The organism is Thiohalorhabdus denitrificans, assembly GCF_001399755.1.
Taxonomy (GTDB): Bacteria; Pseudomonadota; Gammaproteobacteria; order Thiohalorhabdales; family Thiohalorhabdaceae; genus Thiohalorhabdus; species Thiohalorhabdus denitrificans.
Window position 1 is genome coordinate 48,225 of record NZ_LJCP01000011.1, and the last position, 20,245, is coordinate 68,469.

19 protein-coding genes are annotated in these 20,245 nt (G+C 69.9%); 9 read left to right on the forward strand and 10 right to left on the reverse strand.

Annotation, left to right across the window (positions count from 1 at the left end):
* Positions 1-21: 21 nt before the first annotated feature.
* Positions 22-183, reverse strand: a complete 162-nt coding sequence (locus AN478_RS13975; RefSeq protein ID WP_156344092.1) for a hypothetical protein — start codon at positions 181-183, stop codon at positions 22-24.
* A 108-nt stretch (positions 184-291) separates the two neighbouring features.
* Entirely contained in the window at positions 292-1,686 is a 1,395-nt protein-coding gene (locus AN478_RS09715; protein WP_231627381.1) for a deoxyguanosinetriphosphate triphosphohydrolase, read from the reverse strand.
* A 215-nt stretch (positions 1,687-1,901) separates the two neighbouring features.
* On the opposite strand from AN478_RS09715, the gene AN478_RS09720 reads away from it, so the two are divergent.
* From AN478_RS09720 to AN478_RS09730, 3 genes are all read left to right on the forward strand, one after another.
* On the forward strand, positions 1,902-2,249 hold the full coding sequence (locus AN478_RS09720; protein ID WP_054966427.1) for a c-type cytochrome: 348 nt from the start codon (positions 1,902-1,904) through the stop codon (positions 2,247-2,249).
* Between the two features lie 197 nt (positions 2,250-2,446).
* Positions 2,447-2,977 carry a peptide deformylase gene (gene def / locus AN478_RS09725; RefSeq protein ID WP_054966428.1) on the forward strand — a complete coding sequence of 177 codons (531 nt, stop codon included), beginning with the start codon at positions 2,447-2,449 and terminating at the stop codon, positions 2,975-2,977.
* Positions 2,978-3,067: 90 nt separating this feature from the next.
* Positions 3,068-3,316: a hypothetical protein gene (locus AN478_RS09730; RefSeq protein WP_054966429.1), complete on the forward strand. Its 249-nt coding sequence runs from the start codon at positions 3,068-3,070 to the stop codon at positions 3,314-3,316.
* A gap of 19 nt (positions 3,317-3,335) precedes the next feature.
* Here AN478_RS09730 and AN478_RS09735 read toward each other — a convergent pair whose 3' ends face one another.
* The 3 genes from AN478_RS09735 to AN478_RS09745 all read right to left on the reverse strand — a co-directional run bounded on the left by AN478_RS09735 (position 3,336) and on the right by AN478_RS09745 (position 7,331).
* Positions 3,336-4,343: an AIR synthase family protein gene (locus tag AN478_RS09735; RefSeq protein ID WP_054966430.1), complete on the reverse strand. Its 1,008-nt coding sequence runs from the start codon at positions 4,341-4,343 to the stop codon at positions 3,336-3,338.
* 203 nt (positions 4,344-4,546) lie between these two features.
* Positions 4,547-5,185 carry a response regulator transcription factor gene (locus AN478_RS09740; protein WP_054966431.1) on the reverse strand — a complete coding sequence of 213 codons (639 nt, stop codon included), beginning with the start codon at positions 5,183-5,185 and terminating at the stop codon, positions 4,547-4,549.
* Between the two features lie 19 nt (positions 5,186-5,204).
* The gene (locus tag AN478_RS09745; RefSeq protein WP_176758729.1) at positions 5,205-7,331 is read right to left on the reverse strand and encodes a PAS domain-containing protein; all 2,127 of its coding nucleotides are present in this window, start codon (positions 7,329-7,331) and stop codon (positions 5,205-5,207) included.
* A 556-nt stretch (positions 7,332-7,887) separates the two neighbouring features.
* Here AN478_RS09745 and AN478_RS09750 point away from each other — a divergent pair.
* The 5 genes from AN478_RS09750 (at position 7,888) to AN478_RS09770 (ending at position 10,588) form a co-directional block, all read left to right on the forward strand.
* A complete protein-coding gene (locus AN478_RS09750) occupies positions 7,888-8,646 on the forward strand; it encodes a DUF1722 domain-containing protein (RefSeq protein WP_054966433.1) in 759 nt (252 codons plus the stop codon).
* Positions 8,636-8,929: a hypothetical protein gene (locus AN478_RS09755; RefSeq protein WP_054966434.1), complete on the forward strand. Its 294-nt coding sequence runs from the start codon at positions 8,636-8,638 to the stop codon at positions 8,927-8,929. The genes AN478_RS09750 and AN478_RS09755 overlap by 11 nt, the downstream gene beginning before the upstream one ends.
* A 79-nt stretch (positions 8,930-9,008) precedes the next feature.
* A complete protein-coding gene (locus AN478_RS09760) occupies positions 9,009-9,359 on the forward strand; it encodes a hypothetical protein (RefSeq protein WP_054966435.1) in 351 nt (116 codons plus the stop codon).
* A gap of 12 nt (positions 9,360-9,371) precedes the next feature.
* Positions 9,372-10,103 (forward strand): helix-turn-helix domain-containing protein, encoded by a 732-nt coding sequence (locus tag AN478_RS09765; protein ID WP_054966436.1) that lies wholly within the window; start codon positions 9,372-9,374, stop codon positions 10,101-10,103.
* On the forward strand, positions 10,100-10,588 hold the full coding sequence (locus AN478_RS09770; protein ID WP_054966437.1) for a CBS domain-containing protein: 489 nt from the start codon (positions 10,100-10,102) through the stop codon (positions 10,586-10,588). The genes AN478_RS09765 and AN478_RS09770 overlap by 4 nt, the downstream gene beginning before the upstream one ends.
* Before the next feature lie 336 nt (positions 10,589-10,924).
* Here the strand turns inward: AN478_RS09770 and AN478_RS09775 are convergent, their stop codons facing one another.
* From AN478_RS09775 to AN478_RS09785, 3 genes are all read right to left on the reverse strand, one after another.
* On the reverse strand, positions 10,925-11,203 hold the full coding sequence (locus AN478_RS09775; RefSeq protein WP_054966438.1) for a hypothetical protein: 279 nt from the start codon (positions 11,201-11,203) through the stop codon (positions 10,925-10,927).
* Positions 11,204-11,372: 169 nt separating this feature from the next.
* Positions 11,373-14,444, reverse strand: a complete 3,072-nt coding sequence (locus AN478_RS09780) for an efflux RND transporter permease subunit (RefSeq protein WP_054966439.1) — start codon at positions 14,442-14,444, stop codon at positions 11,373-11,375.
* 9 nt (positions 14,445-14,453) lie between these two features.
* A complete protein-coding gene (locus AN478_RS09785; protein WP_054966440.1) occupies positions 14,454-15,575 on the reverse strand; it encodes an efflux RND transporter periplasmic adaptor subunit in 1,122 nt (373 codons plus the stop codon).
* Positions 15,576-15,761: 186 nt separating this feature from the next.
* Between AN478_RS09785 and nhaC the strand changes: the two genes are divergently transcribed.
* On the forward strand, positions 15,762-17,288 hold the full coding sequence (gene nhaC / locus AN478_RS09790; RefSeq protein ID WP_054966441.1) for a Na+/H+ antiporter NhaC: 1,527 nt from the start codon (positions 15,762-15,764) through the stop codon (positions 17,286-17,288).
* Here nhaC and AN478_RS09795 read toward each other — a convergent pair.
* Both AN478_RS09795 and AN478_RS14755 read right to left on the reverse strand, forming a co-directional pair.
* On the reverse strand, positions 17,224-18,024 hold the full coding sequence (locus tag AN478_RS09795) for an endonuclease/exonuclease/phosphatase family protein (protein ID WP_074471271.1): 801 nt from the start codon (positions 18,022-18,024) through the stop codon (positions 17,224-17,226). The two genes, nhaC and AN478_RS09795, sit on opposite strands and share 65 nt — an antisense overlap.
* Positions 18,017-20,170: a VTT domain-containing protein gene (locus AN478_RS14755; protein WP_054966442.1), complete on the reverse strand. Its 2,154-nt coding sequence runs from the start codon at positions 20,168-20,170 to the stop codon at positions 18,017-18,019. Before AN478_RS14755 ends, AN478_RS09795 begins: the two co-directional genes overlap by 8 nt.
* Positions 20,171-20,245: the final 75 nt, after the last annotated feature.

Genomic DNA, 20,245 nt, shown 5'->3' on the forward strand with positions numbered 1-20,245 from the left:
GGCGAAGCCGCCCAGGCCGTACTAGTCGTGGAAACAGCGCAGCAGAAGGCCCAGCCCCAGCGCGCCGAGCAGCACCGGGGGCCCGGCCGCGGCCGCCGGGCCCACCCAGAGGTAACCGGCGGCCATGAACAGGACCACGCCCCCCGCGCAGGCCCCATAGAACCCCGTCTTCGCCTGCCACATGCCAAGCCTCCTGACCGTTCCCCCGCCCGGCCCGGGCGGGCTTTCCCGGATGGATCATGGGGGAATCCTAGCCGCCGGAGGCCAACGTGAAAAGCCCGGCCCGGGCCCTCAGCCGCGGTGGGGCAGGGAGATCCCGGTGAGCTTCTTGTACAGGGAAACGGCGTAGCCGTCGGTCATGCCGGAGACGAAGTCGGTGAGGTTAAGCAGCAGCAGGTAGGGGTCGGTGAGGCGCTCGCCCGTGACCCCGTCGTAGAGGAACTGCTCCGGCACCAGCTGGGCCACGGTGCGGCTGTGGGCGGAGGCCTCCCGGAGCCGCCCCGCGCGCTCGGCCTCGGCGGTTTCCCGCACCGGCCCGAAGAAGGTCTCCAGCAGGCCGCCGAGCACCCCGAACCCGGCGGCGTCGATCTCCAGCACGCCCTTGGCGTTGTAGATGCGCTCGAAGGAAGTGCGCTCGATCTCCGCCATGGCCTCCGCCGAGGGGATCAGCTCCTTGAGCTCCCGGTCGAACCGCCCGGCCAGGATCTCCTCCTCCCGCTCCAGGAAGGCGGTGGCGGTCTCCTCCACCAGTTGGTTGATGGCCCGCGCCCGGAGGTACTCCACCCGCTCCTTCTCCGAGCCGATCTGGGCCAGGCGCGCGTTCACCCGGTCGTCGTCCCGCAGGATGGGCCGGATGTGGCTCGCCACGTCCTCGAAGCTGAGCAGGCCCAGCCGGTAGGAATCCTCGAAGTCCACGATCTGGTAGGAGATGTCGTCGGCCGCTTCCATGAGGAAGGCAAGGGGGTGGCGGCAGTAGACGCCCGCCTCCGGATCGCGGGGCAGCATGCCGGTCCGCTCCACCACCCTGCGGAAGTGCTCCTCCTCGGCGGCGAAGTAGCCGTGCTTCTTGCCGCTGACCCCATCGGCGGGATCGGTACGGTGGGCGGGCCGGGGATACTTCAGGGCGGCCCCGAGGGTGGCGAAGGTGAGCTGCAGGCCGCCTTCGTTATCCGGGTTCTGCAGGCGGGTGACCACCCGCAGGCCCTGGGCGTTGCCCTCGAAGCGCCGGAACTCCGCCGCCTGCTGCTCGGACAGGGGGGCAAGGGCCTCGGCGCCGAGATTGCTGGTGGCGAACCAGTGCTGGATGGCGTCCTCGCCGGAATGGCCGAAGGGGGGATTGCCGATGTCGTGGGCCAGGCAGGCCGCCGCCACGATGGAGCCGAAGTCCCCGGGGTCCACCACCTCGAACCGCTCACGGGCGGCCACCTCCTCACCCACCTTGGTCCCCAGGGAACGGCCCACGCAGGACACCTCCAAACTGTGCGTCAGCCGGGTGCGGACGTAGTCGCTCTCCGCCAGGGGGAAGACCTGGGTCTTGTCCTGCAGCCGCCGGAAGGCCGAGGAGAAGACGATGCGGTCGAAGTCCTGCTGGAAATTGGTCCGGTGCCGCTGCGGGGCGGGCTCCTCCTCCCTGCCCAGCCGCTCCTGGGTGACCAGGTGCTCCCACGCCATCCGCGCCTGTGCCATGCCTGCGCCTCCGGGGTCGCCGCGCGCCGAAAGGGGCATCCTAGCATGGGGGGCGCCCCGGACACTCCCTCGTCCTCGTCACCGCTCCCGCACGTCCCTTAGGCTGATTTCCAACCTCCGATGGGGTTATTGTCCTAGCGAGCGGGAAGGTGTAGAAAGACGCATACAATATGTAACTTTACGCACCGCGCACCACAACCCGACCGGAGGGCACCATGCGCAACCCCATAGCCACGGGCACCATCCTTCTCGCCACCGGCCTGATCTGGGGCTCCACAGCCCACGCCCAGGAGGGCAAATCCGCGGCCCAGTCCCTGGGCTGCACCGCCTGCCACGCCGCCGAGAACAAGCTGGTCGGTCCCGCCTATGTGGATGTGGCGGAGAAATACGGCGGGGACAAGGCCAAGATCCTGGAACGGATGAAGGCGGCGGTTGAGAACGGCTCCTCCGGGACCTGGGCCGACGTCACCGGCGGGACCCCCATGCCGCCGCAGCCGCAGGCCGCCGGCAAGGACGAGCAGCTGGGCCAGATCGCCGCGTGGATCGCCTCCATGGCGGAGTAGCCCCGCTCGCTGCCGTCTTCCCGGGCCATCGGCCGTCGCCGATGGCCCCTTTGGTGCTGCCCCTTGGGGATCGCTCCCGGAGCCCCGGGGGTCGGGAGCATTGCATTCCGCCCGTTTTTGGCTTAGGCAGGGGTGGTGGACCGAAATGCCGGGGCGACGCCCGGGAGGGTCCCACCGGTGCTCCGGAGGAGGGCGAGATGGCGGTACGGGAAGTGCTCCGCATGGGGGATGGGCGTCTGCTGGAGCCGGCCGAGCCGGTGGCCGATCTGGACTCCGGGGAGGTGCACGACCTGATCCGGGATCTATGGGACACCATGGCGGCCCACGGGGGCGTGGGCCTGGCGGCCCCTCAGATCGGCGTGCCCCGGCGGGTGGTGGTGTTCGCCGTAGCCTCCAGCCCCCGCTACCCGGGGGCGGAGGACGTCCCGGCCACCGCCCTGATCAACCCCACACTCCACCCCCAGCCCGGGGCCATAGAAGAGGACTGGGAGGGCTGCCTGAGCATCCCCGGTTTCCGCGGCCTGGTCCCCCGCCACTCCCGCCTGCGCTACACCGGATTTACCCCCGACGGTGAGCCCCTGGACCGGGAGGTGTCCGGGTTCCATGCACGGGTGGTCCAGCACGAATGCGACCACCTCGACGGCGTCCTCTACCCCATGCGGATCCGCGACCTGCGCAACTTCGGCTTCGAGGAGGAGCTGGCGGGCCATCCGGCCCTGCTGGAGTGAGCCGTCACAAACCTGTAACGGAGGAGCCCTATCCTGGCCCGTACGGTGCCCACGAGGCATCGCAGCAAGGAACAGGATGAGGCGATCACCATGTACAGCGAGAACAGCCGCCAGGGAATCCGGACCCTCCTCCAGGAGGCCGCCTTGCGGTACCAGCGGGCCGCGGAGGAGGCGCTGGACAGCGCCCACGGCGACCATTACCGGGAACGGGCCGCCCTGCTGGAGGAGCTGATCGGCCAGCTGGGTACCCGGCTCGAGGGTCCGGCGCCCGTCGGAGCACCCGCCCCGGCCCGGCCCCCCTCCCCGGAAAGCGCCGACACCCGGGGCGACTCCCGCTAGGCCCGATTCCGGGCCGCACTCAGCCCTCGAAGACCCTGCCGATCTCATCCCGCTCCGGGCGGGCCAGGGGGCTCCCGTCCGGCCGGCGGACGCCGGCCGGTCCCTCCCCGACCTCGCCGATCTCCCGGCAGTCGATGCCGGCCGCCCGCAGCGCCCCGATGATCGCCGGGCTGTCGCCGGGCGCCGCGGCAAGGAGCAGGGCGCCGGAAGCGATGGCCGCCAGGGGATCGATGGCGAAGGCGTCGCAGACGCGCCGGGAGAGCTCCGGAACGGGCACCGCCTCCGGATCCACCACCAGCCCCCGGCCGGAGGCCTCGGCCAGCTCCCACAGGGCCGTGGCCAGGCCGCCCTCGGTGGGATCGTGCATGGCCGTGACCCGCCCGGCCCCGCGCGCGATGCGCGCATCCCGCAGCACGTCCAGGCCGGGCTCGCGCAGGAAGTCCCGCGCCCGCTCCAGGTCCTCCGGATCGAGCACCCCCCGGAGCCGCTCCGGGAATTCACTGGCCAGGACGCAGGTGGCCTCGATGGGCACGCCCTTGGTCAGCAGGAGCCGGTCCCCGGGGCGGGCGCCGCGCGGGGTCACCAGGTCCTCCCGGGCCACCTCGCCGATCAGGGCGCCGGCGGCGATGGGACGGTCCAGGCCGTGGGTCACCTCGGTGTGCCCGCCGATGACGGCGATGCCTTCCGCCCGGCAGGCGGCGTGGATCTGCTCGGCGATGGCCTCGGCCTCGGCGGCAGTGCACCGGTGGGCGGGCAGCAGCAGGGTCACCAGGAGCCAGCGGGGTTCGGCGCCGCTGGTGGCGATATCGTTGGCGTTGATGCGGACGAGGTACTCGCCGATCCGGTCGGTGGCGAAGGTGATGGGGTCCGCCTTGAAGACCAGCAGGGACGCCCCCGCCTCCACAACGGCACAGTCCAGCCCCACCCCGGGGCCCTGAAGCACCCGGGGATCCTCGCACGGCGCCCGGGCGAGGATCCGGGCCATCAGCTCGGGGGGCAGCTTGCCGACCGGAAGATCGCCGGGCATGGCTCTCCCCTTCACGGCCCCGCCAGGCGGAAGCCGGGCGCGGGCCGGGCCGGGAGCGGATTCAGGACCCAGGGAAGCAAGTCCGGACCCCCGGGAACCGGTCCGTCGGAACGGCTGGAGGCAGGAGCGTCCCCGCGAACGGGGGTGCCGCGGGGGGACGCCGGGAAACGGGCGTGGGTCTTCGCCAGGGGAAGGCGGAAGGCTCAGGCTTCCTCTTCCTCCGTGGTCCATTCGGCGGCGATCAGCATCTGGACGAGCTCGGCGGTGGAGCCCGCCTCCATCTTCTCCATGACCCGGCCCCGATGCACTTCCACGGTTTTGGGGCTAAGATCCAGCTCGCGGGCGATGGCCTTGTTGGAGTAGCCCTGCACCACGCGCTTGGCCACTTGGCTCTCCCGCGTGGTCAGGCGGGCCGCCCGGCGGCGCAGCTCCTCCCGGCGGCTGCCCAGCTCCCGGCGCTGCTGATCCTGTTCGATGGCCTTCTGCACGGTCTCGATCAGGTACTGGGCGTTGTAGGGCTTCTCGATGAAGTCCAGGGCCCCGCCCTTCATGGCCCGGACCGCCGCGGGAACATCGGCATGGCCGGTGAGGATGATCACGGGGATCTCCAGACCGCGGTCACGGAGCCATTCCTGCAGCTCCAGGCCGCTCACCCCGGGCATCCGGATATCCAGCAGGACCACGCCGGGCTGTTCGGGGTCCAGACCCTCCAGGAACTCCTGGGCGTCCGAGTACACCTCCACCTTGTGGTTCACGGACTCCAGCAGCCATCGGATCGAATCCCGCATTCCCGCGTCATCGTCGACGACGAAAACGGTTGGTATATCCTTTTCCTGGCGCATCGGGACCCTCTTCACAGTTTCATGGTTCTTGGCAGACAGGTAATGCCAGATGAAAAGTGGTTCCGGGCTCGGGGTCGTTCGGCGCCGCCCAGAACCGGCCCCCGTGGGATTCCACGATGGACCGGCATATCGAGATCCCCAGACCCATTCCCCCGGTTTTTGTGGTGAATAGCGGCTGGACCGGATCCTCGCGCAGATCCTCGGGCAGACCGATGCCCTCGTCCTCCACCGCCACCTCCACCAGCTCCCGGGAATACCGCCGCGTGCGCAGGGTGACTACGCCCTTGTCCTCCAGGGCCTCCTGCGCCGACCGCGCCGCGATGGCCTCCTCGGCGTTCCGGACCAGGTTGCTCAGGCATTCCTGGAGCAGAATGGGATCGGCCTGGACCTGCGGCAGCTCCGCCTGCAGGTCCAGCTCGAGCCGGGCAGCTTCCATCCCGCCCTGCAAATGGTCCGGTGTCAACCTCTGAATCAGGGAGTTAAGCGACATGGGGCGGGCCTTCGGCTCCCCGCTGCGCAGGAAATGCCGCACCCCCCAGACGATCTCCCCGGCCTGGCGCACGTAGCCCACCACCTGCTCGAGGCCGAATCGGATATTGCCGGCCTCGTCGGGCTCTTCCAGCCGCCGCAGGGACCCCTGGGCGAAATTCATGGCCGAGGCCAGCGGCTGGTTCAGCTGATGGGCGAGCACCGAGCCCAGCTCCCCCAGGCTCACCAGCCGGCGAACGCGCTCCAGCTCCGCCTGCTGGCTCTTGAATTGACTGAGGTCATGGGCCATAACCGAGAACCGCTCCACGCGCCCCGCTCCGTCCTTGTGCGCCACCACCACCATGGCCACGGGAATGTCTTGCCCCTCGGCGTCGCGAAGGGCCGCCTCCCCCCTCCAGAGCCCGGCCTCCCGGGCCTGCGGGAAACCCTCCCGGCGGAGGCGCTCCGCCGCAACAGGGGCCAGGAAATCCCCTAGGAAGGCCCTGCCAGAGTCGCAGCTCGGGCTCCGCCCCGCCATCCGGAAAGCTCCCGGGTTTGCGTACAGGATTTCCCCCAGCGGATCCGCGATGGCCACGGCGTCCGGCGTGGCGTTCAGAAGCTCCAGCAGCCGGTCGCGCTCCCGCTCGGCCCGGTGCTGGGCCTCCCGGGCCCGGAAGGAGGCCATGGCGTTGGCGGTCTCGTCCGCCAGGCGGCAGAGCATGTTCAGCTCGTAGGCGTCGAAGGCCGCGGCCTCCTCGGCGTAGATGCACAGCACACCGTGTACCCGGCGCTCGTCCTGCAAGGGCACGGCCAGCACCGAGCGGAAGCGCTGACCGGCCGCCTGCTCTCCCCAGAGGTCGTACTGCGGGTCCATGGCGACGTTGGCCACCATGGCGGGCTTGCCCGTCTCCAGGGCCCGACCGAAGGGGCCCCGTCCGTGGGGGAGGAAACCCCAGGCGATGGGGTCCTGGATCCGCTCCAGGCAGCCATCGAGGTCCGCCGAGGCCAGCACCCGGATGGGCTCCCCGTCCTCCCCGGCCGGCTCACCGATCCACGCCAGGGTGTAGCCGGCCCCGCGCACCAGGAAATGGCAGATCTCCTGGAGCAGAGTGCCCTCGTCCGGGGCCCAGCGCACGGCCTGGTTGGTGGCGTTCAGGGCGCGGAGCGCCCGCTCGCCCCGGTAGCGGATCTCCTCCGCCGCGCGCTGCCGGGTGACATCGCGCGCCGCGAGCAGCACCAGGCCCTCGCCGTCCCCCATCGGCCCGCCCGGCGAGCCCTCCAGGGCCACCTCCTGCACCCGGCTCGGCTCCGCTTCCAGGCGCACCTCCAGACCGGCCCCACCCTCCCCGGCGAGCACCTCCTCCAGGAAGGTCTCGAACCTTCTCCCATCGGGCCTGGACAGGAAGCCCTGCAGGGGCCGTCCCAGGATGCTGGATCCTGACCGACCGAGCAGGTCCCGGGCGGCCCGATTCAGGGAGTACACCCGCCCCGAGCGGTGACAGACGATCTGGGGAACGGGGGAGGACTCGTAGAAATCCGCGCGCTGTTCTTCCAGGGGCTCCGAGTCCGGCCCGAACGGCCCCTCTTCCCCGTCCTTCTGCCGGCGCCCCCGTCGTACGTGAAGGGGGATCCGCGACGGCACCTTCAACCCACCCGTTTGCTCCAAGCTTTCCCTCATACCGTCCTTCCCCATGGCCTGCAGCCGGGCTGGGACGGCGGTCTCCGCCGCGCCGGCGGGAGGACCGTCGCCTTGGCGCGCTCCCGCCCCCCTTTTCCGGGGCCGTCCCTGGTATCCCACAAAACAATTACGGGGAAACGTTCAGGGACGTAAGGAATCCCGGAATTCCACCGTATAGCCACAGCCATCGGGCCGCCTACCCGCCAACCACCAATCCAGATCAAGTACCCCACTGTTTGTCGGGAATTGCATAAGGGCGGGAACCATATTTCATCTTCCCGCCTTCTGCCGAAGGGGTGCCAAAGAAATATCGGAACAACCGGCGAGGCCCCGCATCTTCCTCTTGCATTAGGGTTTTCCCCTAAAAATTTAAGCCAACATCCCAATTGGACCCCTTTCCCCTGTGTCCTAAAAAGAACGCTACCGAGCGGGGTGTAATTCCCGCTTTCTGGCCGAACCGGCAAGGAGTCGCACGGAAGCCTGCCGGACCCGGCCCAACGGTCCGGTGACCGAGCCTCCAACCGAGGCCTGGGTCCCGGGAAGGCAGGGGCGCTCCATGCGCACCGACACAGTCCGTATCGGGGTCAATCAGATGGTGCAGTCAGGAGAGTCCGTGGCGAACGGGCGGCAGCCCATGGGGAGGGAGCGGGTGAGCCCGATCTTTCCGGAGGGCGTGGAGCTGATTCCGCTTGCAGAGAAGACGGAACGCGAGGGACCCCGATATCCAGGGCTGAAGGGGGTCGCGCGGGCCTCCGGGCGGTGGGCCTCGGGTGGAGAGCCGAGGGCGCGGGTCCGACGGGAATACCAACGCCGGGAGCGGGCCATACGGCGCTGGCGGGAGCTGTTCGAGAGGGCCGACCCGGTTTCCGCCCTCAAGGCCTTTCACGAGGAGCAGGGGCCGGTCGTGATGGCCCGGGCCCCGCGGGAGCACGCGCGGCTCTCCACCCTGGTCACCGCGGCGGAGGCCGGTACCTACCCCGCGGAGCAGATCGCGCGCTCCTATCTGGAGGCCTACCTGGGGGCCCTGCGGGAACCCGTAACCAAAGAGGGCCTCGGCGCCGTTCTGGGCACGGCGTGGGACGAGCTCTCCCCCCATGTGTCGCAAGCGGAGCGTCGCCAGCTGGGCCAAGTGATCTGGGCCTTCCTGCGGGGGCGTATTCCTTTGGACAGCGTCCTGCACCGGACGGAGGAGCTGCTCATCCGGAACGGCCTCGCCGACTCGGCCGGCCGGTTACGGAGCCAGCTCGATGAACGCGACGGCGTGTATTCCGACTATGACAACCAAACCTCGAAGGGGGTCGACAGTGAGCTTTAACTTCTCAACCCGTGGCCGCAAGAACCTCGGCTACCTCGTAAAAGATCGGGAATTCATTTCGGTGGTCAATTTCCGCCTGGACCAGGAGGAGGATGAATGGGGTCGGCCCCGCGTCTACGGGGATATGGAGCTCAAGGGCAAGAACCGCAAGCCGACGGACTATGATGGCCCCCTGACCATCCACTCCAACCAGGGGTACAGCCTGAACCTGGAGATCACCCGGTATCTGGCCAAGGGGCGGTACGCCTTTCAAGTCAAGCGGGCCAACCAGCCCACCTCCTGAGGGAGGAGCATCGCGACACCGGCTCTCCCCGGCGGGGACTCCGAGCCGGACAGGTTTGTACACCCACAGGAGGCCACCCATGGCGACCCTAGCGAACCGCTCGACGCTGCCTGACCGGGTACTGCTCTACCACAACAGCATTCCCGTAGCCATCTGCTCCGCGAAGCATTTCACCCCCGAGAGCCTGGAGCTCTACTGCGGGCCCCTGCGCTACGAGCGCAACACCGACCTGGAGGTGGAGGTGCAGTTCGATCTCGCGGAGCCCGAGAGCCGCTTTCGCCTTCCCACGCGCGTGGTGCGGTGCGACAAGAACCACCTGGTCCTGTCCTACAGCTCCCTCCCGGAGGAGGCGGCGGCGTACCTGCAAGGCTGGGCGGAACGAGGCTCGGGTGCGTCTCCCGGAGTCTCCCCCGCCCGCTACGCGCACTGAGGGGGCCGCATCATGACAGCACACAGGCGCCCTCGAACGGCCGCCGTCGAATCCCTGGGCGCGGAATGCGACCGGTGCAGCAACCTGCCCGCGTGCCTGGCGGGCCACCTGGACGACAACGAGCGCCGGAACCTGGACGCTCGCATCCTGCGGGGCCGTCCACTAAGCAAGGGCGAGGAGGCCTTCGAGCAGGACGACACCTTCGAATGCCTCTACCTGCTGCGGTCCGGCCTCATGGAGACCTTTCACACCGACTCCAGGGGCCAGGCCACCATCACCGGCTTCCATCTGCCCGGGGACATCCTGGGCCTGGACGCCATCGCCCAGGGCCGGCACACGGAGACCGCCCGGGCACTGGACACCACCAGCATCTGCGCCCTGCCCTTCACCGTGGCCATGTCGGGCCGCTCCGGCAGCCTGCACACCGAGCTGCTACGGGCCATGAGCCAGCGCATCGCGCGCAACGGCACCCGGCATCGCCTCTTCAGCAGGCGCTCGGCCCTCTACCGAATCGCGCACTTCCTTGCGGAGCTGCACCGCCGGACCCCGACCTCGGCGGCCTCCGCGGCCACCTTCCGCATCCCCAAGCGGGACCTCGCCAATTTCCTCGGCCTGGCCCCGGAGACTCTGAGCCGCGGGCTGGCCCGCCTCCACGAGCTGGAACTGGTGGAGGTGTCCAAGCGGGGCTTCAAGGTGCGGGATGCGGAGGGCCTGGAGAACATGACCCGGGAGGAGCTGGAATGAGCGCCGCCACCCGCTCCGTCCTCCCGCCCCAGGGCATCGGCCAGTACTGCAACCGGGATGTGGCGGTCACGGAGCGGGAGCGCTCCATCCGCGACGCGGCCCGCCTCATGCGCAACCACCACGTGGGCGACCTGGTGGTGGTGGAGCGCTTCGAGGGGGAGGTGATCCCGGTGGGGATCGTCACGGACCGCGACTTGGTGGTGGAGGTGCTGGCGGAAGAGGTAGGGGTGGACGAGGTTACCGTGGGCGATGTCATGAGCGCCGAGCCGGCCCTGGCCCGCGAGGAGGACGACCTCTGGGAGACCCTGCTGCGCATGCAGAGCTGGGGGGTGCGGCGGCTGCCGGTGGTGAGCGCCTCGGGGGAGCTCCAGGGCATCATCACCGTGGACGACCTCCTCGAGCTTTTCACCGAGTACATGCACGACTTGGTCAAGGTGGTGACCCGGGAGCGCGAGCGCGAGCTGGTACGGCGCGGGTCCAAATAGGAACGGTCGCCCACGCCACCCTGCTCCGTCCTGGTGCAGGAAGGGGGAGCGGCGCAGGTCCGCCCGGCACCCCAGGGCCGTTTCGCCGTGCTGCCCTACCGTCTCCACGTCCAGAATCCGATCCTGTTCCGGAAGTCCACGCCCGTTTCCCTGCCCTTCCCCGCCAGGGGTTCTTGGACGAAGCCGTCCAGCAACCGCTCCTCCCCCGGGCTGGGTAGCCGTCCCCGTCACGTCCCCGAGCTCACCCAGGGCCCGGCGGGCCTCGGCGTAGGCACGATCCCGCACCGTGGCCACCACGTTCCGGTCGGCGAGGTGCATGCCGCCCCCTGCCAACCCTCAGCGGGACCGCGCCCGCCAGCGGTCCAGGCGCCCCACCACCCCCCGGGCGTTGTCCGGGTCGGGCGCTGCCTCGGCCAACACCGCCATCCGTCGCAGATGCGCCTTGGCCCGGGCCGCCCAGGCGGAGCGCTCGCGGAGGGCCTCCTCCGCGGAACCGTAGGTGGCGGCGCCCTCCAGGTTCCGGTCGATGGCATCCCGCTTCTTGAGGGCGCTCCGCACCTCGCGCAGATGCTCCGCCCATTGCTGGTGGTCCCATTGCCCTTGGCCTCGGGACATGGCTCCCCCCCTCGTCGCGTGTCAAGGATTCATACAGTTAGACGGGGAAACCGCCCGGGCGTGCGGGCAGGGGCCCATGGCCCTTGATCCGCATCAAATGAGAATCATCCCAGCCCAATAAAAAGGCCGCCCAAGCAGGGCGGCCTCCACGAGCCCGGGGGTGGGGGACTCAGGATGCGGGCTCTTCCGCCTCCCCGCGCCCGTGTTCCTTGCCCAGGACCATGTACATGGTGGGCACCACGAAGAGGGTGAACAGGGTACCGATGGACAGACCGGTGGTGATCACTAGGCCCAGGGCGTAGCGGCTCTCCGCGCCCGCCCCGCTGGACAGCACCAGCGGCAGGGCGGCGAAGACCATGGCCGCGGCGGTCATGAGCACGGGACGCAGCCGGATGCCGGCGGCATCCTCGATGGCGCGGCGCTTGGAGTAGCCCTCCTCCTGGAGCTGGTTGGCGAACTGCACGATCAGGATGCCGTGCTTGCTGATCAGGCCGATGAGGGTCACCAGGCCGATCTGGGTGTAGATGTTCACCGTGGCCAAGCCGAGGAACAGGAAGATGAGGGCCCCGGCGACGGACATGGGCACGGAGACCAGCATCACCAGCGGGTCCCGCCAGCTCTCGTAGAGGGCGGCCAGCATCAGGAAGATCAGCGCCAGGGCCAGGAAGAAGGTGGTCACCAGCTGGGCGCCCTCCTCCACGTAGTTCCGCGACTGCCCGGCGTAGTCGATGCTGTACCCTCGCGGGAAGATCTCGTCCGCCTTGGACTCCAGGAACTCCAGGGCCTGCCCCATGGTGACCCCGGGCATGGGCGCAGCGGAGACCGTGGCGCTGTTGAGCTGGTTGAAGCGGTTGAGCTGCTCCGGCTGCACCTCCCGCTCCAGGGAGACCACCGTGGACAGCGGGATCATGGAGCCGTCGGGGGCCTCGATGTGGTAGCTCTCCAGCTGCTCCGGGTTCAGGCGGTCCACCCGCTGCACCTGGGGAATCACCTTGTAGGAACGGCCCTGGATGCTGAAGCGGTTCACGTAGGCGCCGCCGAGCATGGAGGCCACCTCGTTGCCCACCTCCTGCATGGTGAGGCCGAGATCGGCCACCTTGTCCCGGTCCACCTGGATGCGCGCCTGGGGCAGATCGTACTTGAGGTCGGTGTCGACGAAGGCGAACAGGCCCGACTCCTCGGCCGCCTTCTTCAGCTCCTGCGAGACCTCGTTCAGCACCGCGGGATCGTCGGTGGTGCCGATGACGAACTGCACGGGAAGCCCGCCGCCGGAGCCCGGTAGCGCCGGCGGCAGGAACACCGCCGGGTCCAGTCCCGGGACCGAGCCCAGCTTGCCCTGCAGCTCCTGCTTCAGGTCCATCACGGTGCGCTCGCGCTCGCTCCAGGGCTTCAGGCGCATGATGGAGAAGGCGCTGTTGGGCGCCGGCGGGCCGCCGGGGGAGATCCCGTTGGCGTTGAAGTAGACCGCCGTCTCCTCGAAGGACTCGAAGATGGGGTTGTACATGTCGGTCCACATGCGCGTCTGGTCCAGGGTCGCATCCGGTGCCCCGGTGGACATCACGAACAGGGAGCCCTGGTCCTCGTCCGGGGCCAGCTCGTTCTGGGCGCCGGTGTACAGGAAGAAGACGCTGCCCAGCACGGCCACGGCGAACACCACCCACACCGGGGTGTAGTTCAGGGTCCGGTGCAGGAGCCGCTCGTAGGCCCAGCGCAGCTTGTCGAAGGCCTGGTCCAGGAAGGCGGCCAGGCGGCTGCCGCTCTCCTCGTCGGACTTGAGCATGCGCGAGGCCATCATGGGCGACAGGGTCAGGGCCACGATCCCCGAGATCACCACCGCCCCGGCCAGGGAGTAGGCGAACTCCGAGAACAGGGTGCCGGTGACGCCGCCCATGAAGCCGATGGGCGCGAACACCGCCACCAGGGTGAGGGTCATGGCGACGATGGGCCCGGCCAGCTCGCGGGCGCCGTAGATGGCGGCGTCGTAGGGCCGCTCGCCGTTCTCGATGTGGCGGTGAACGTTCTCCACCACGATGATGGCGTCGTCCACCACCAGCCCGATGGCGAGCACCATGGCCAGCAGGGTGAGGATGTTCACCGAGTAGCCGAAGGCCAGCATGAGAAAGCCCGCCCCCACCAGGGAGAGGGGCACGGCCACCACCGGGATGGCCACGGCACGCAACGACCCCAGGAACAGGAAGATCACCACCACAACGATGAGGAAGGCCTCAAGGAGGGTCTTCTGCACCTGGGTGATGGACTCCTCGATGAAGTCCGTGGCGTCGTAGACCACCGTGTGCTCCAGCGTGGCCGGATACTGAGGCTCCAGCTCCGCCAGGGTCTCCCGCACGCGCGGCACCACGTCGAGGGGGTTGGCGGTGGGGGTCACCTGGATGCCGATAAAGGTGCCGGGCGTCCCCTTGAACACCACCTGGTTCTCGTAGGTCTCGGCGCCCAGCTCCACGTCGGCCACGTCCGACAGGCGGATGGTGCCCGCATCGGTGCGCTTCACCACCAGGTCCTCGAACGCCTCCACGGAGTGGATGCTGGTCTCCGACTTGAGGCGGACGCTGACCATGGAGCCCTTGGTGCGCCCCACCCCCGCCAAGTGGTTGTTGGCCTCCAGCACCCGCCGCACGTCGGCGGGGCTCACCCCCACCGCGGCCATCCGGTCCGGTTTGAGCCAGGCGCGCAGGGCGAAGGGCCGCCCGCCCAGCAGCTCCGCCTCCTGCACGCCGAGCACGGTGTTCAGCTCCGGCTGCACCACCCGGTTCAGGTAGTCGGTGACCTGGTTGGTCTCCAGCTCCTCGCTGTGGAAGTTGATGTACATGGTGGCGGTGGTTTCGCCCACCTCCACGTTCAGGGTGGGCTCCTCGCTGGCCTCGGGCAGCTCCGAGCGCACCTGGTCCACCTTGGAGGAGATCTGGGTCAGGGCCTTGTAGGGGTCGTAGTTGAGCTCGATGTGGGCCTGGATCTGGCTGGTGCCCTGGACGGAGGTGGACTCCAGGTAATCGATGCCGTCCGCTGTGGCGATGGCCTCCTCCAGCGGCGCGGTGATAAAGCCCTTGATGAGCTCGGCGTCGGCGCCGGGGTAGGCGGTGCTGACCGTGACCACCGCGTTGGTGGTCTCGGGGTACTCGCGCACGTTCAGCAGCTGGAAGGAGCGCACGCCGAGCAGGACGATCAGCAGGCTGACCACCGTGGCCAGCACCGGGCGCCGGATGAAGATGTCGGTGACGTTCATGCCCCGGCCCTACTTGTTCGCCGGTTGGGGATCGGGATCGTTGGCGGGCTGGACGCTGTTGTCCACCCGGATGCGGGCCCCCTCTTCCAGCTTGAGCTGGCCGCTGGTGACCACCGTCTCGCCGGGCTCCACGCCGTCCTCGATGGCCACCTGGTCGCCACGGCGCTCGCCGGTGCGCACGAAGCGCTTTGTGACGGTTGGGGCGTCCTCCTCGCCCTCGGCCTCCTCCACGATGAACACCGATTCGCCGTAGGGGTCGGTGGAGACGGCGGTCTGCGGCAGGGTGATCACGTCCCGCTGCTCGGGAAGCTGCACCGCCGCCTGGGCGAACATGCCCGGGCGCAGGGCCCTGTCCTCGTTGGGCAAGGTGGCGCGCACGGGGAAGTTGCGGGTCTCCTGGGCCACCTCGGGCTCGATGGCCGTGACCTCGCCCTCGAAGGTCCGGTCCGGGAAGGTGTCCACGGTGAGGCGCACCGGCATACCCACGCGCACCCGGCCCAGGCTCTGCTGCGGCAGGTCGAAATCCGCATGCAGGGGCTCCAGCGCCTGAATGGTCACCAGGTCCTGCCCCGGGGAAACGAACTGGCCGCGGTCCACGTGCCGGATGCCCAGCACCCCGGCGAAGGGGGCCCGGATGTGCTTCTTGGCGATGAGGGCGCGCTGCCCCTCGATCTGGGCTTCCAGGCTCTGCAGCTCGGCCGCCGCCTCGTCCACCGCCTCCTGGGAGGTCTGGTTCTGCTGGACCAGCTTGCGCTGGCGACGCAGCCGGGCCTCGGCGAGATCCCGGCGGGCCCGCAGCCGCTCCAGCTCAGCCTCCTCGGTGGCGGTGCTCTGGGCCACCAGAAGATCGCCCTCATCCACCTCCTGGCCGGAATCGAAGGCGATCTCCGCCACCCGCCCATCCAGCTCCGGGCTCACGGCCACCCCGTTATCCGCCCGCAGGCTCGCCACCGCCTTCAGCTCCGGCTGCCAGGTCTCCGCTTTCGCCTCCTCGGTGGTCACCGTCACCGGAGGCGGCTTTTGGGAGGCCATGTACTCCTGCATGAGCATGCCCTGGTAGAACTTCCAGCCGAAGATGCCCCCGAAGACGACGGCGAGGGCAAGCACCATAAGGATCATGCGCTTGATCATGGCTCGGGGTTCCCTTGCAAGAGCTTGCGGATGACGGGGGCCGGGCTTCGGAACGGGGCTGACCGGTCGGTCAGCGCGGAGGCCTGAGCATGGACCAGCAGTGGGGCGGCGTCAAGACGGACCCGGGACATGCGCGGACGGGACGTTATAATCCGGCGAGCCCCGACCAACCCGGAAAGGGAGCCCATGACCCCGGAACCCCCCGCGCCCGGCGGCGAGCTGCCCAAGCCGAGCCCGCCCATGGCCCTGCTGCCCCTGGTGGTGACCATGGTCCTCATGCTGGTGCAGCTCGCGGTCTTCGAGGAATTCGCCCCCCAGATCCCCCTGGCCCTGGGCATCGCCTTTACCGGACTGCTCGCCTGGACCTGGGGCTACCGCTGGCGGGACATGGAGACCGGACTCTACCACGTGGTCCACGTGGGGCTGCCCTCGGTGGCCATCCTCATGACGGTGGGCATGATCATCGGCACCTGGATCCTGTCCGGCACCGTGCCCCTGCTCATCTACTACGGGCTGCAGCTCATCACCCCGGAGTACTTCCTGCTCGCCGCCATGGTCCTGCCGGCGTTGGTCTCGGTGGCCATCGGCACCTCCTGGGGAACGGTGGGCACGGTGGGCCTGGCCCTGGTGGGCATCGGCGAGGGGCTGGGCATCCCCGCCCACCTCACCGGCGGCGCCATCGTCTCGGGGGCCTTCTTCGGCGACAAGATGTCGCCCCTCTCGGACACCACCAACCTTGCCCCGGCGGTCACCTCCACCGACCTGTTCAGCCACATCCGCAACATGATGGCCACCGCCGTCCCCGCCATGCTTACGGCGGCGGCCCTCTTCTGGCTCCTGGGGCAGAGCTACGCCGGCCAGGCCCTGCACGCCGAGCGGGTGGAGGCCATCATGGCGGCCCTGGAGGGGCAGTTCGCCTTCCACCCCCTGCTGCTGCTCCCGGCCCTCTTGGTGCTGGTGCTGGCGGTGCGGCGCTTCCCCGCCCTGCCCACCCTGTTCTTCGGTGTCCTCGCCGGGGCGGTCACCGCCTACCTGGGCCAGGGGGCCAGCGTCCCGGAGATCTCCGCCGCCATGCAGGACGGCTTCTCCAGCGCCACCGGGGTGGAGGCGGTGGACGAGCTGCTGTCCAAGGGCGGCATCCAGTCCATGATGTGGACCATCTCCCTGGTGCTCATCGCCCTCGGCTTCGGCGGCATCCTGGAACAGACCCGCTGCCTGGAGGTGCTCCTGAACGCCATCGTTCGGCGCGTGCGCGGCCGCCTGTCGCTGGTGGCGGCCAGCACCGGTGGCTCCGTGGGCACCAACCTGGTCACCGGCGACCCCTACCTGGCGGTGGCCCTGCCCGGCCGCATGTTCGGCCCGGTCTACCGGGGCCGGGGGCTGTCCATGCTCAACCTGTCGCGCTCCATCGAGGAGGGCGGCACCCTGATCAATCCGCTCGTGCCGTGGAGCGCCGGCGGCGCCTTCACCGCCGGCGCCCTGGGCATCCCCACCCTGGCCTACGCGCCCTTCGCCGTGGCCTGCTGGCTGTCCCCCCTGATCGGCTTGCTGTACGCCGGGCTGGGCTGGTTCTCCCCGCGGGCCTCGGCCGCCGAGCGCGACCGCTGGCGGGCGGAGGGGGAGCCCGTACTCCTGGCCGGCGAGATGGTCAACGCGGCACAGCTCGATCCCGAGGAGCTGGAGCGGGACTTCGATACCTATCGTCGGCGCTGACCCCGGCCCGGGAGAACTCGAAATGGGCGGTCACCGGGAGGTGGTCGGAGGCACCGCGGGCGTGGGGAGTGTTCCAGGCGCGTACGTCCTCCAGCCCCTCCCTGGGATGGGCCCAGATGCGGTCCAGGGCCAGGACGGGGAAGGCGGCCGGGAAGCTCGGGGGCCCGGGGGACCGGCCGAACACCCGGTGCAGCAGCCGCAGGGAACGCGCCCAGGGCAGCCATTCGTTGAGGTCGCCCAGGAGCACGGTGGGCTCCGCCGGGACCCCGCCGAGGTGCTCCAGGAGCCAGCGCACTTGGCGCAGGCGCTCGCCGGGGTACAGGCCGAGATGGGTGGCCACCACCCGCAGGGGCGTACCGTGCACCTGCAGCTCCAATTCCAGGGCGCCGCGCGGCTCCCGGCGGTAGATGCTCAAATCCACATGGCGCACCGCGCTCACGGGGTGGGCGGACAGGACCACGTTGCCGAAGTGGTAGTCGTAACGGGTGTGGGTAGGCCCGACCACCGCCGTGTAGCCGGAGGTCTCCGCCAGGTAGTCCATCTCGTGGACCCATGGCAGATGGCCCTGGCGGGTATCCACCTCCTGGAGGGCCAAGACCCCCGCCCCCAGGTTGCGGATCACCGCGGCGATGCGCCCGGGGTCCCGCCGGCGGTCCCGGCCCACGCCCTTGTGGATGTTGTAGGTGGCCACGCGCACCCCGACCCGGTCGTCCCCCGGCCTTCCCCCCTCAGCCAAGGGTTGCCCCCCCTTCCCCGGAGCGGGCCGCGCGGCCACGCATCCAGCGGCGCACCAGCAGCGTGCCCGCCACCACGCCGGCCGTGACGCCCGCCAGGACACCGATCCCGGTCCAGTTGGGGTCGACGAGCACCGCCAGGAGGCTGTCGGCGAACACCGAGATGGCAAGCGTCCCCGGGATCATGCCGATGGCCGAGCCCCAGAAGTAACTGCGGAAGCGGATGTGCACCGCCCCCGCCACCAGGTTGACGATGACGAAGGGCGCCACCGGCAGCACCCGCAGGGTGGCCACACCGAGGACGCCGCGGTCGGCCAGCCACTGGCTGATGCGGTTGAGGCGGGCCCCGGCCAGGTTGGCCACAGACTGCCGGCCGAGCGCGGCCCCCACCCCGTAGGTGAGCACGGCGGTGAGCAGGGCGGCCACCATGGCGTAGGCGAACCCCAGCCAGGGGCCGAAGGCGATGGCCGTTCCCACGATCATCACCGCCAGGGGCAGGGTCAGCAGGGACGCCACCACGTACACCCCGATGACCACCGGCAGGGCCAGGGGGCTGTAGCGGATGTGCTCGAGCCAGCGGGCCACCCGCTCCGCCTGGAACCACTCATCCAGGGGGGTCACCTGCCAGAGGACGGCGAGGATCACTAGGCCCAGGAGCAGGCCCGCAAAGAGCAAAGCCTGGCGCCGGCCGGTCTTGCGGTCCTCGGGAGGCACGTAGACCTCCACGAACTCGTCGGGGTCCATGGGCCGCTCGGGGTCGATGACCGCCGCATCCGGCAGCACCCGCTCCGAGGAGGGGCTCACCGTGCCGTTCAGGGGCCGCAGGCTCCGGCCCTCCAGGGTGCGCAGGCCCTCCACCGCCGCCACTGGCGAGGGGGCCTCCTCCAGGGCACGGGCCACCTCCGCCTCGCTCACCCCCAGGTGCTCGGCCAGCAGTCGGTTGCGGGCCCCGGCGATGAACGCCCGCACCTCGGTGTCGTCGGGCCCCGCCTCCAGGGCGAGGTCGCATTCCGTATCCAATCCCATGGAACGGTTGCTCATGTTGGCGGACCCCGCCCGGATGAGCCGGTTATCCACCACCAGCACCTTGGCGTGAACGCTCACCCAATCCGGCTCCAGACCGGGGATGTGCGGATAGTAGACCCGCAGGCGGCCGTGGCGATCCGCCGCGCGCAGCCGGCGCAGCAGTCGGCTGCGCAGGACATCCATGGTCTGCCGCTCCAGCCAGCCGTCCTTGCGCAGGGGCAGCACGATGACCACGTCGGGGCCGTCGGTCTCCGCCAGGCGCGCCTCCAGGGCCTCGCCCACGGCGTGGCTGGTGAGGTACTGGTTCTCGATGTAGAGGAAGCGCCGGGCCGCGGCGATGGCGTCCAGGTGCAGGGCCTCGATCTCGCGGGCCTCGGGGCGGTCGCCGTAGGCGGGATGGGTGCGCGCGACCGCCACCCGCACCCCGCGCAGATCCGGCTCCACCCCCGCCGGCCACGGGTCGCCCTCCGGGCGGGGCACCGCCGGGCTCCGCCCCCCGGCCCGACCCCAGCGGTCCCGGCACAGCTCCCCCAGGGCACGGGCCGCCTCGCCGTCCACCACCCACTGCACGTCGTGGAAAGGCGGATAGGGATTTCCCTCGGGATCCGTGCGGACGGGATCGCCGGCGCGGTGGGCGGGGGTGTCCCAGCGCCATTTGCTCAGATCGAAGCCGCCCGTATAGGCCACCGCGTCGTCCACCACCACCACCTTCTGGTGATGGCAGGCCCCCACGGGATGGGCGCCGTCCATGCGGAAGTGGACCCGCCGATGGGTGCGCCAGCCGAGGTTCATGCTGGGAAAGGGCTCCCGCTCCAGGGTGTAGATCATGGAGTAGTCCCAGAGCAGGACATGCACGTGGAGCCCCTCGCGCCGCTCGCACAGGGCGTCCAGGTACCGCGCCAGGGTGGGGGGCAGGTCGTCGGGTACCGGGCCGCGGTCCAGGCGCATCCGGCCGTCGATGTCCCAGGCCAGGATCCAGGCGGCATGGCGCGCCTGGGCCAGGCTGTCCACCACGGCGGGGTAATAGCGCTGGCCGTCCACCAGGAGGGCCAGCCGGTCCGCCCGGCACAGCCGCCAGCAGTTGCGGCCCTCGCGCAGGATGGGCGATCGGGGTGCGTTCATAGGGTCGGGATCGACCTCCTTTCCCTCACCCTGCCCCATTGGCTGGGGCGCTTCCACACCCTAGGTAGGAGCCTT

Excerpts from the sequence above, each read along its gene's own strand:
- AN478_RS13975 (WP_156344092.1), bottom strand. The coding sequence starts at position 183 with ATGTGGCAGGCGAAGACGGGGTTCTATGGGGCCTGCGCGGGGGGCGTG.
- AN478_RS09715 (WP_231627381.1), bottom strand. The coding sequence starts at position 1,686 with ATGGCACAGGCGCGGATGGCGTGGGAGCACCTGGTCACCCAGGAGCGG.
- AN478_RS09720 (WP_054966427.1), top strand. The coding sequence starts at position 1,902 with ATGCGCAACCCCATAGCCACGGGCACCATCCTTCTCGCCACCGGCCTG.
- def (WP_054966428.1), top strand. The coding sequence starts at position 2,447 with ATGGCGGTACGGGAAGTGCTCCGCATGGGGGATGGGCGTCTGCTGGAG.
- AN478_RS09730 (WP_054966429.1), top strand. The coding sequence starts at position 3,068 with ATGTACAGCGAGAACAGCCGCCAGGGAATCCGGACCCTCCTCCAGGAG.
- AN478_RS09735 (WP_054966430.1), bottom strand. The coding sequence starts at position 4,343 with ATGCCCGGCGATCTTCCGGTCGGCAAGCTGCCCCCCGAGCTGATGGCC.
- AN478_RS09740 (WP_054966431.1), bottom strand. The coding sequence starts at position 5,185 with ATGCGCCAGGAAAAGGATATACCAACCGTTTTCGTCGTCGACGATGAC.
- AN478_RS09745 (WP_176758729.1), bottom strand. The coding sequence starts at position 7,331 with ATGAGGGAAAGCTTGGAGCAAACGGGTGGGTTGAAGGTGCCGTCGCGG.
- AN478_RS09750 (WP_054966433.1), top strand. The coding sequence starts at position 7,888 with ATGCGCACCGACACAGTCCGTATCGGGGTCAATCAGATGGTGCAGTCA.
- AN478_RS09760 (WP_054966435.1), top strand. The coding sequence starts at position 9,009 with ATGGCGACCCTAGCGAACCGCTCGACGCTGCCTGACCGGGTACTGCTC.
- AN478_RS09765 (WP_054966436.1), top strand. The coding sequence starts at position 9,372 with ATGACAGCACACAGGCGCCCTCGAACGGCCGCCGTCGAATCCCTGGGC.
- AN478_RS09770 (WP_054966437.1), top strand. The coding sequence starts at position 10,100 with ATGAGCGCCGCCACCCGCTCCGTCCTCCCGCCCCAGGGCATCGGCCAG.
- AN478_RS09775 (WP_054966438.1), bottom strand. The coding sequence starts at position 11,203 with ATGTCCCGAGGCCAAGGGCAATGGGACCACCAGCAATGGGCGGAGCAT.
- AN478_RS09780 (WP_054966439.1), bottom strand. The coding sequence starts at position 14,444 with ATGAACGTCACCGACATCTTCATCCGGCGCCCGGTGCTGGCCACGGTG.
- AN478_RS09785 (WP_054966440.1), bottom strand. The coding sequence starts at position 15,575 with ATGATCAAGCGCATGATCCTTATGGTGCTTGCCCTCGCCGTCGTCTTC.
- nhaC (WP_054966441.1), top strand. The coding sequence starts at position 15,762 with ATGACCCCGGAACCCCCCGCGCCCGGCGGCGAGCTGCCCAAGCCGAGC.
- AN478_RS14755 (WP_054966442.1), bottom strand. The coding sequence starts at position 20,170 with ATGAACGCACCCCGATCGCCCATCCTGCGCGAGGGCCGCAACTGCTGG.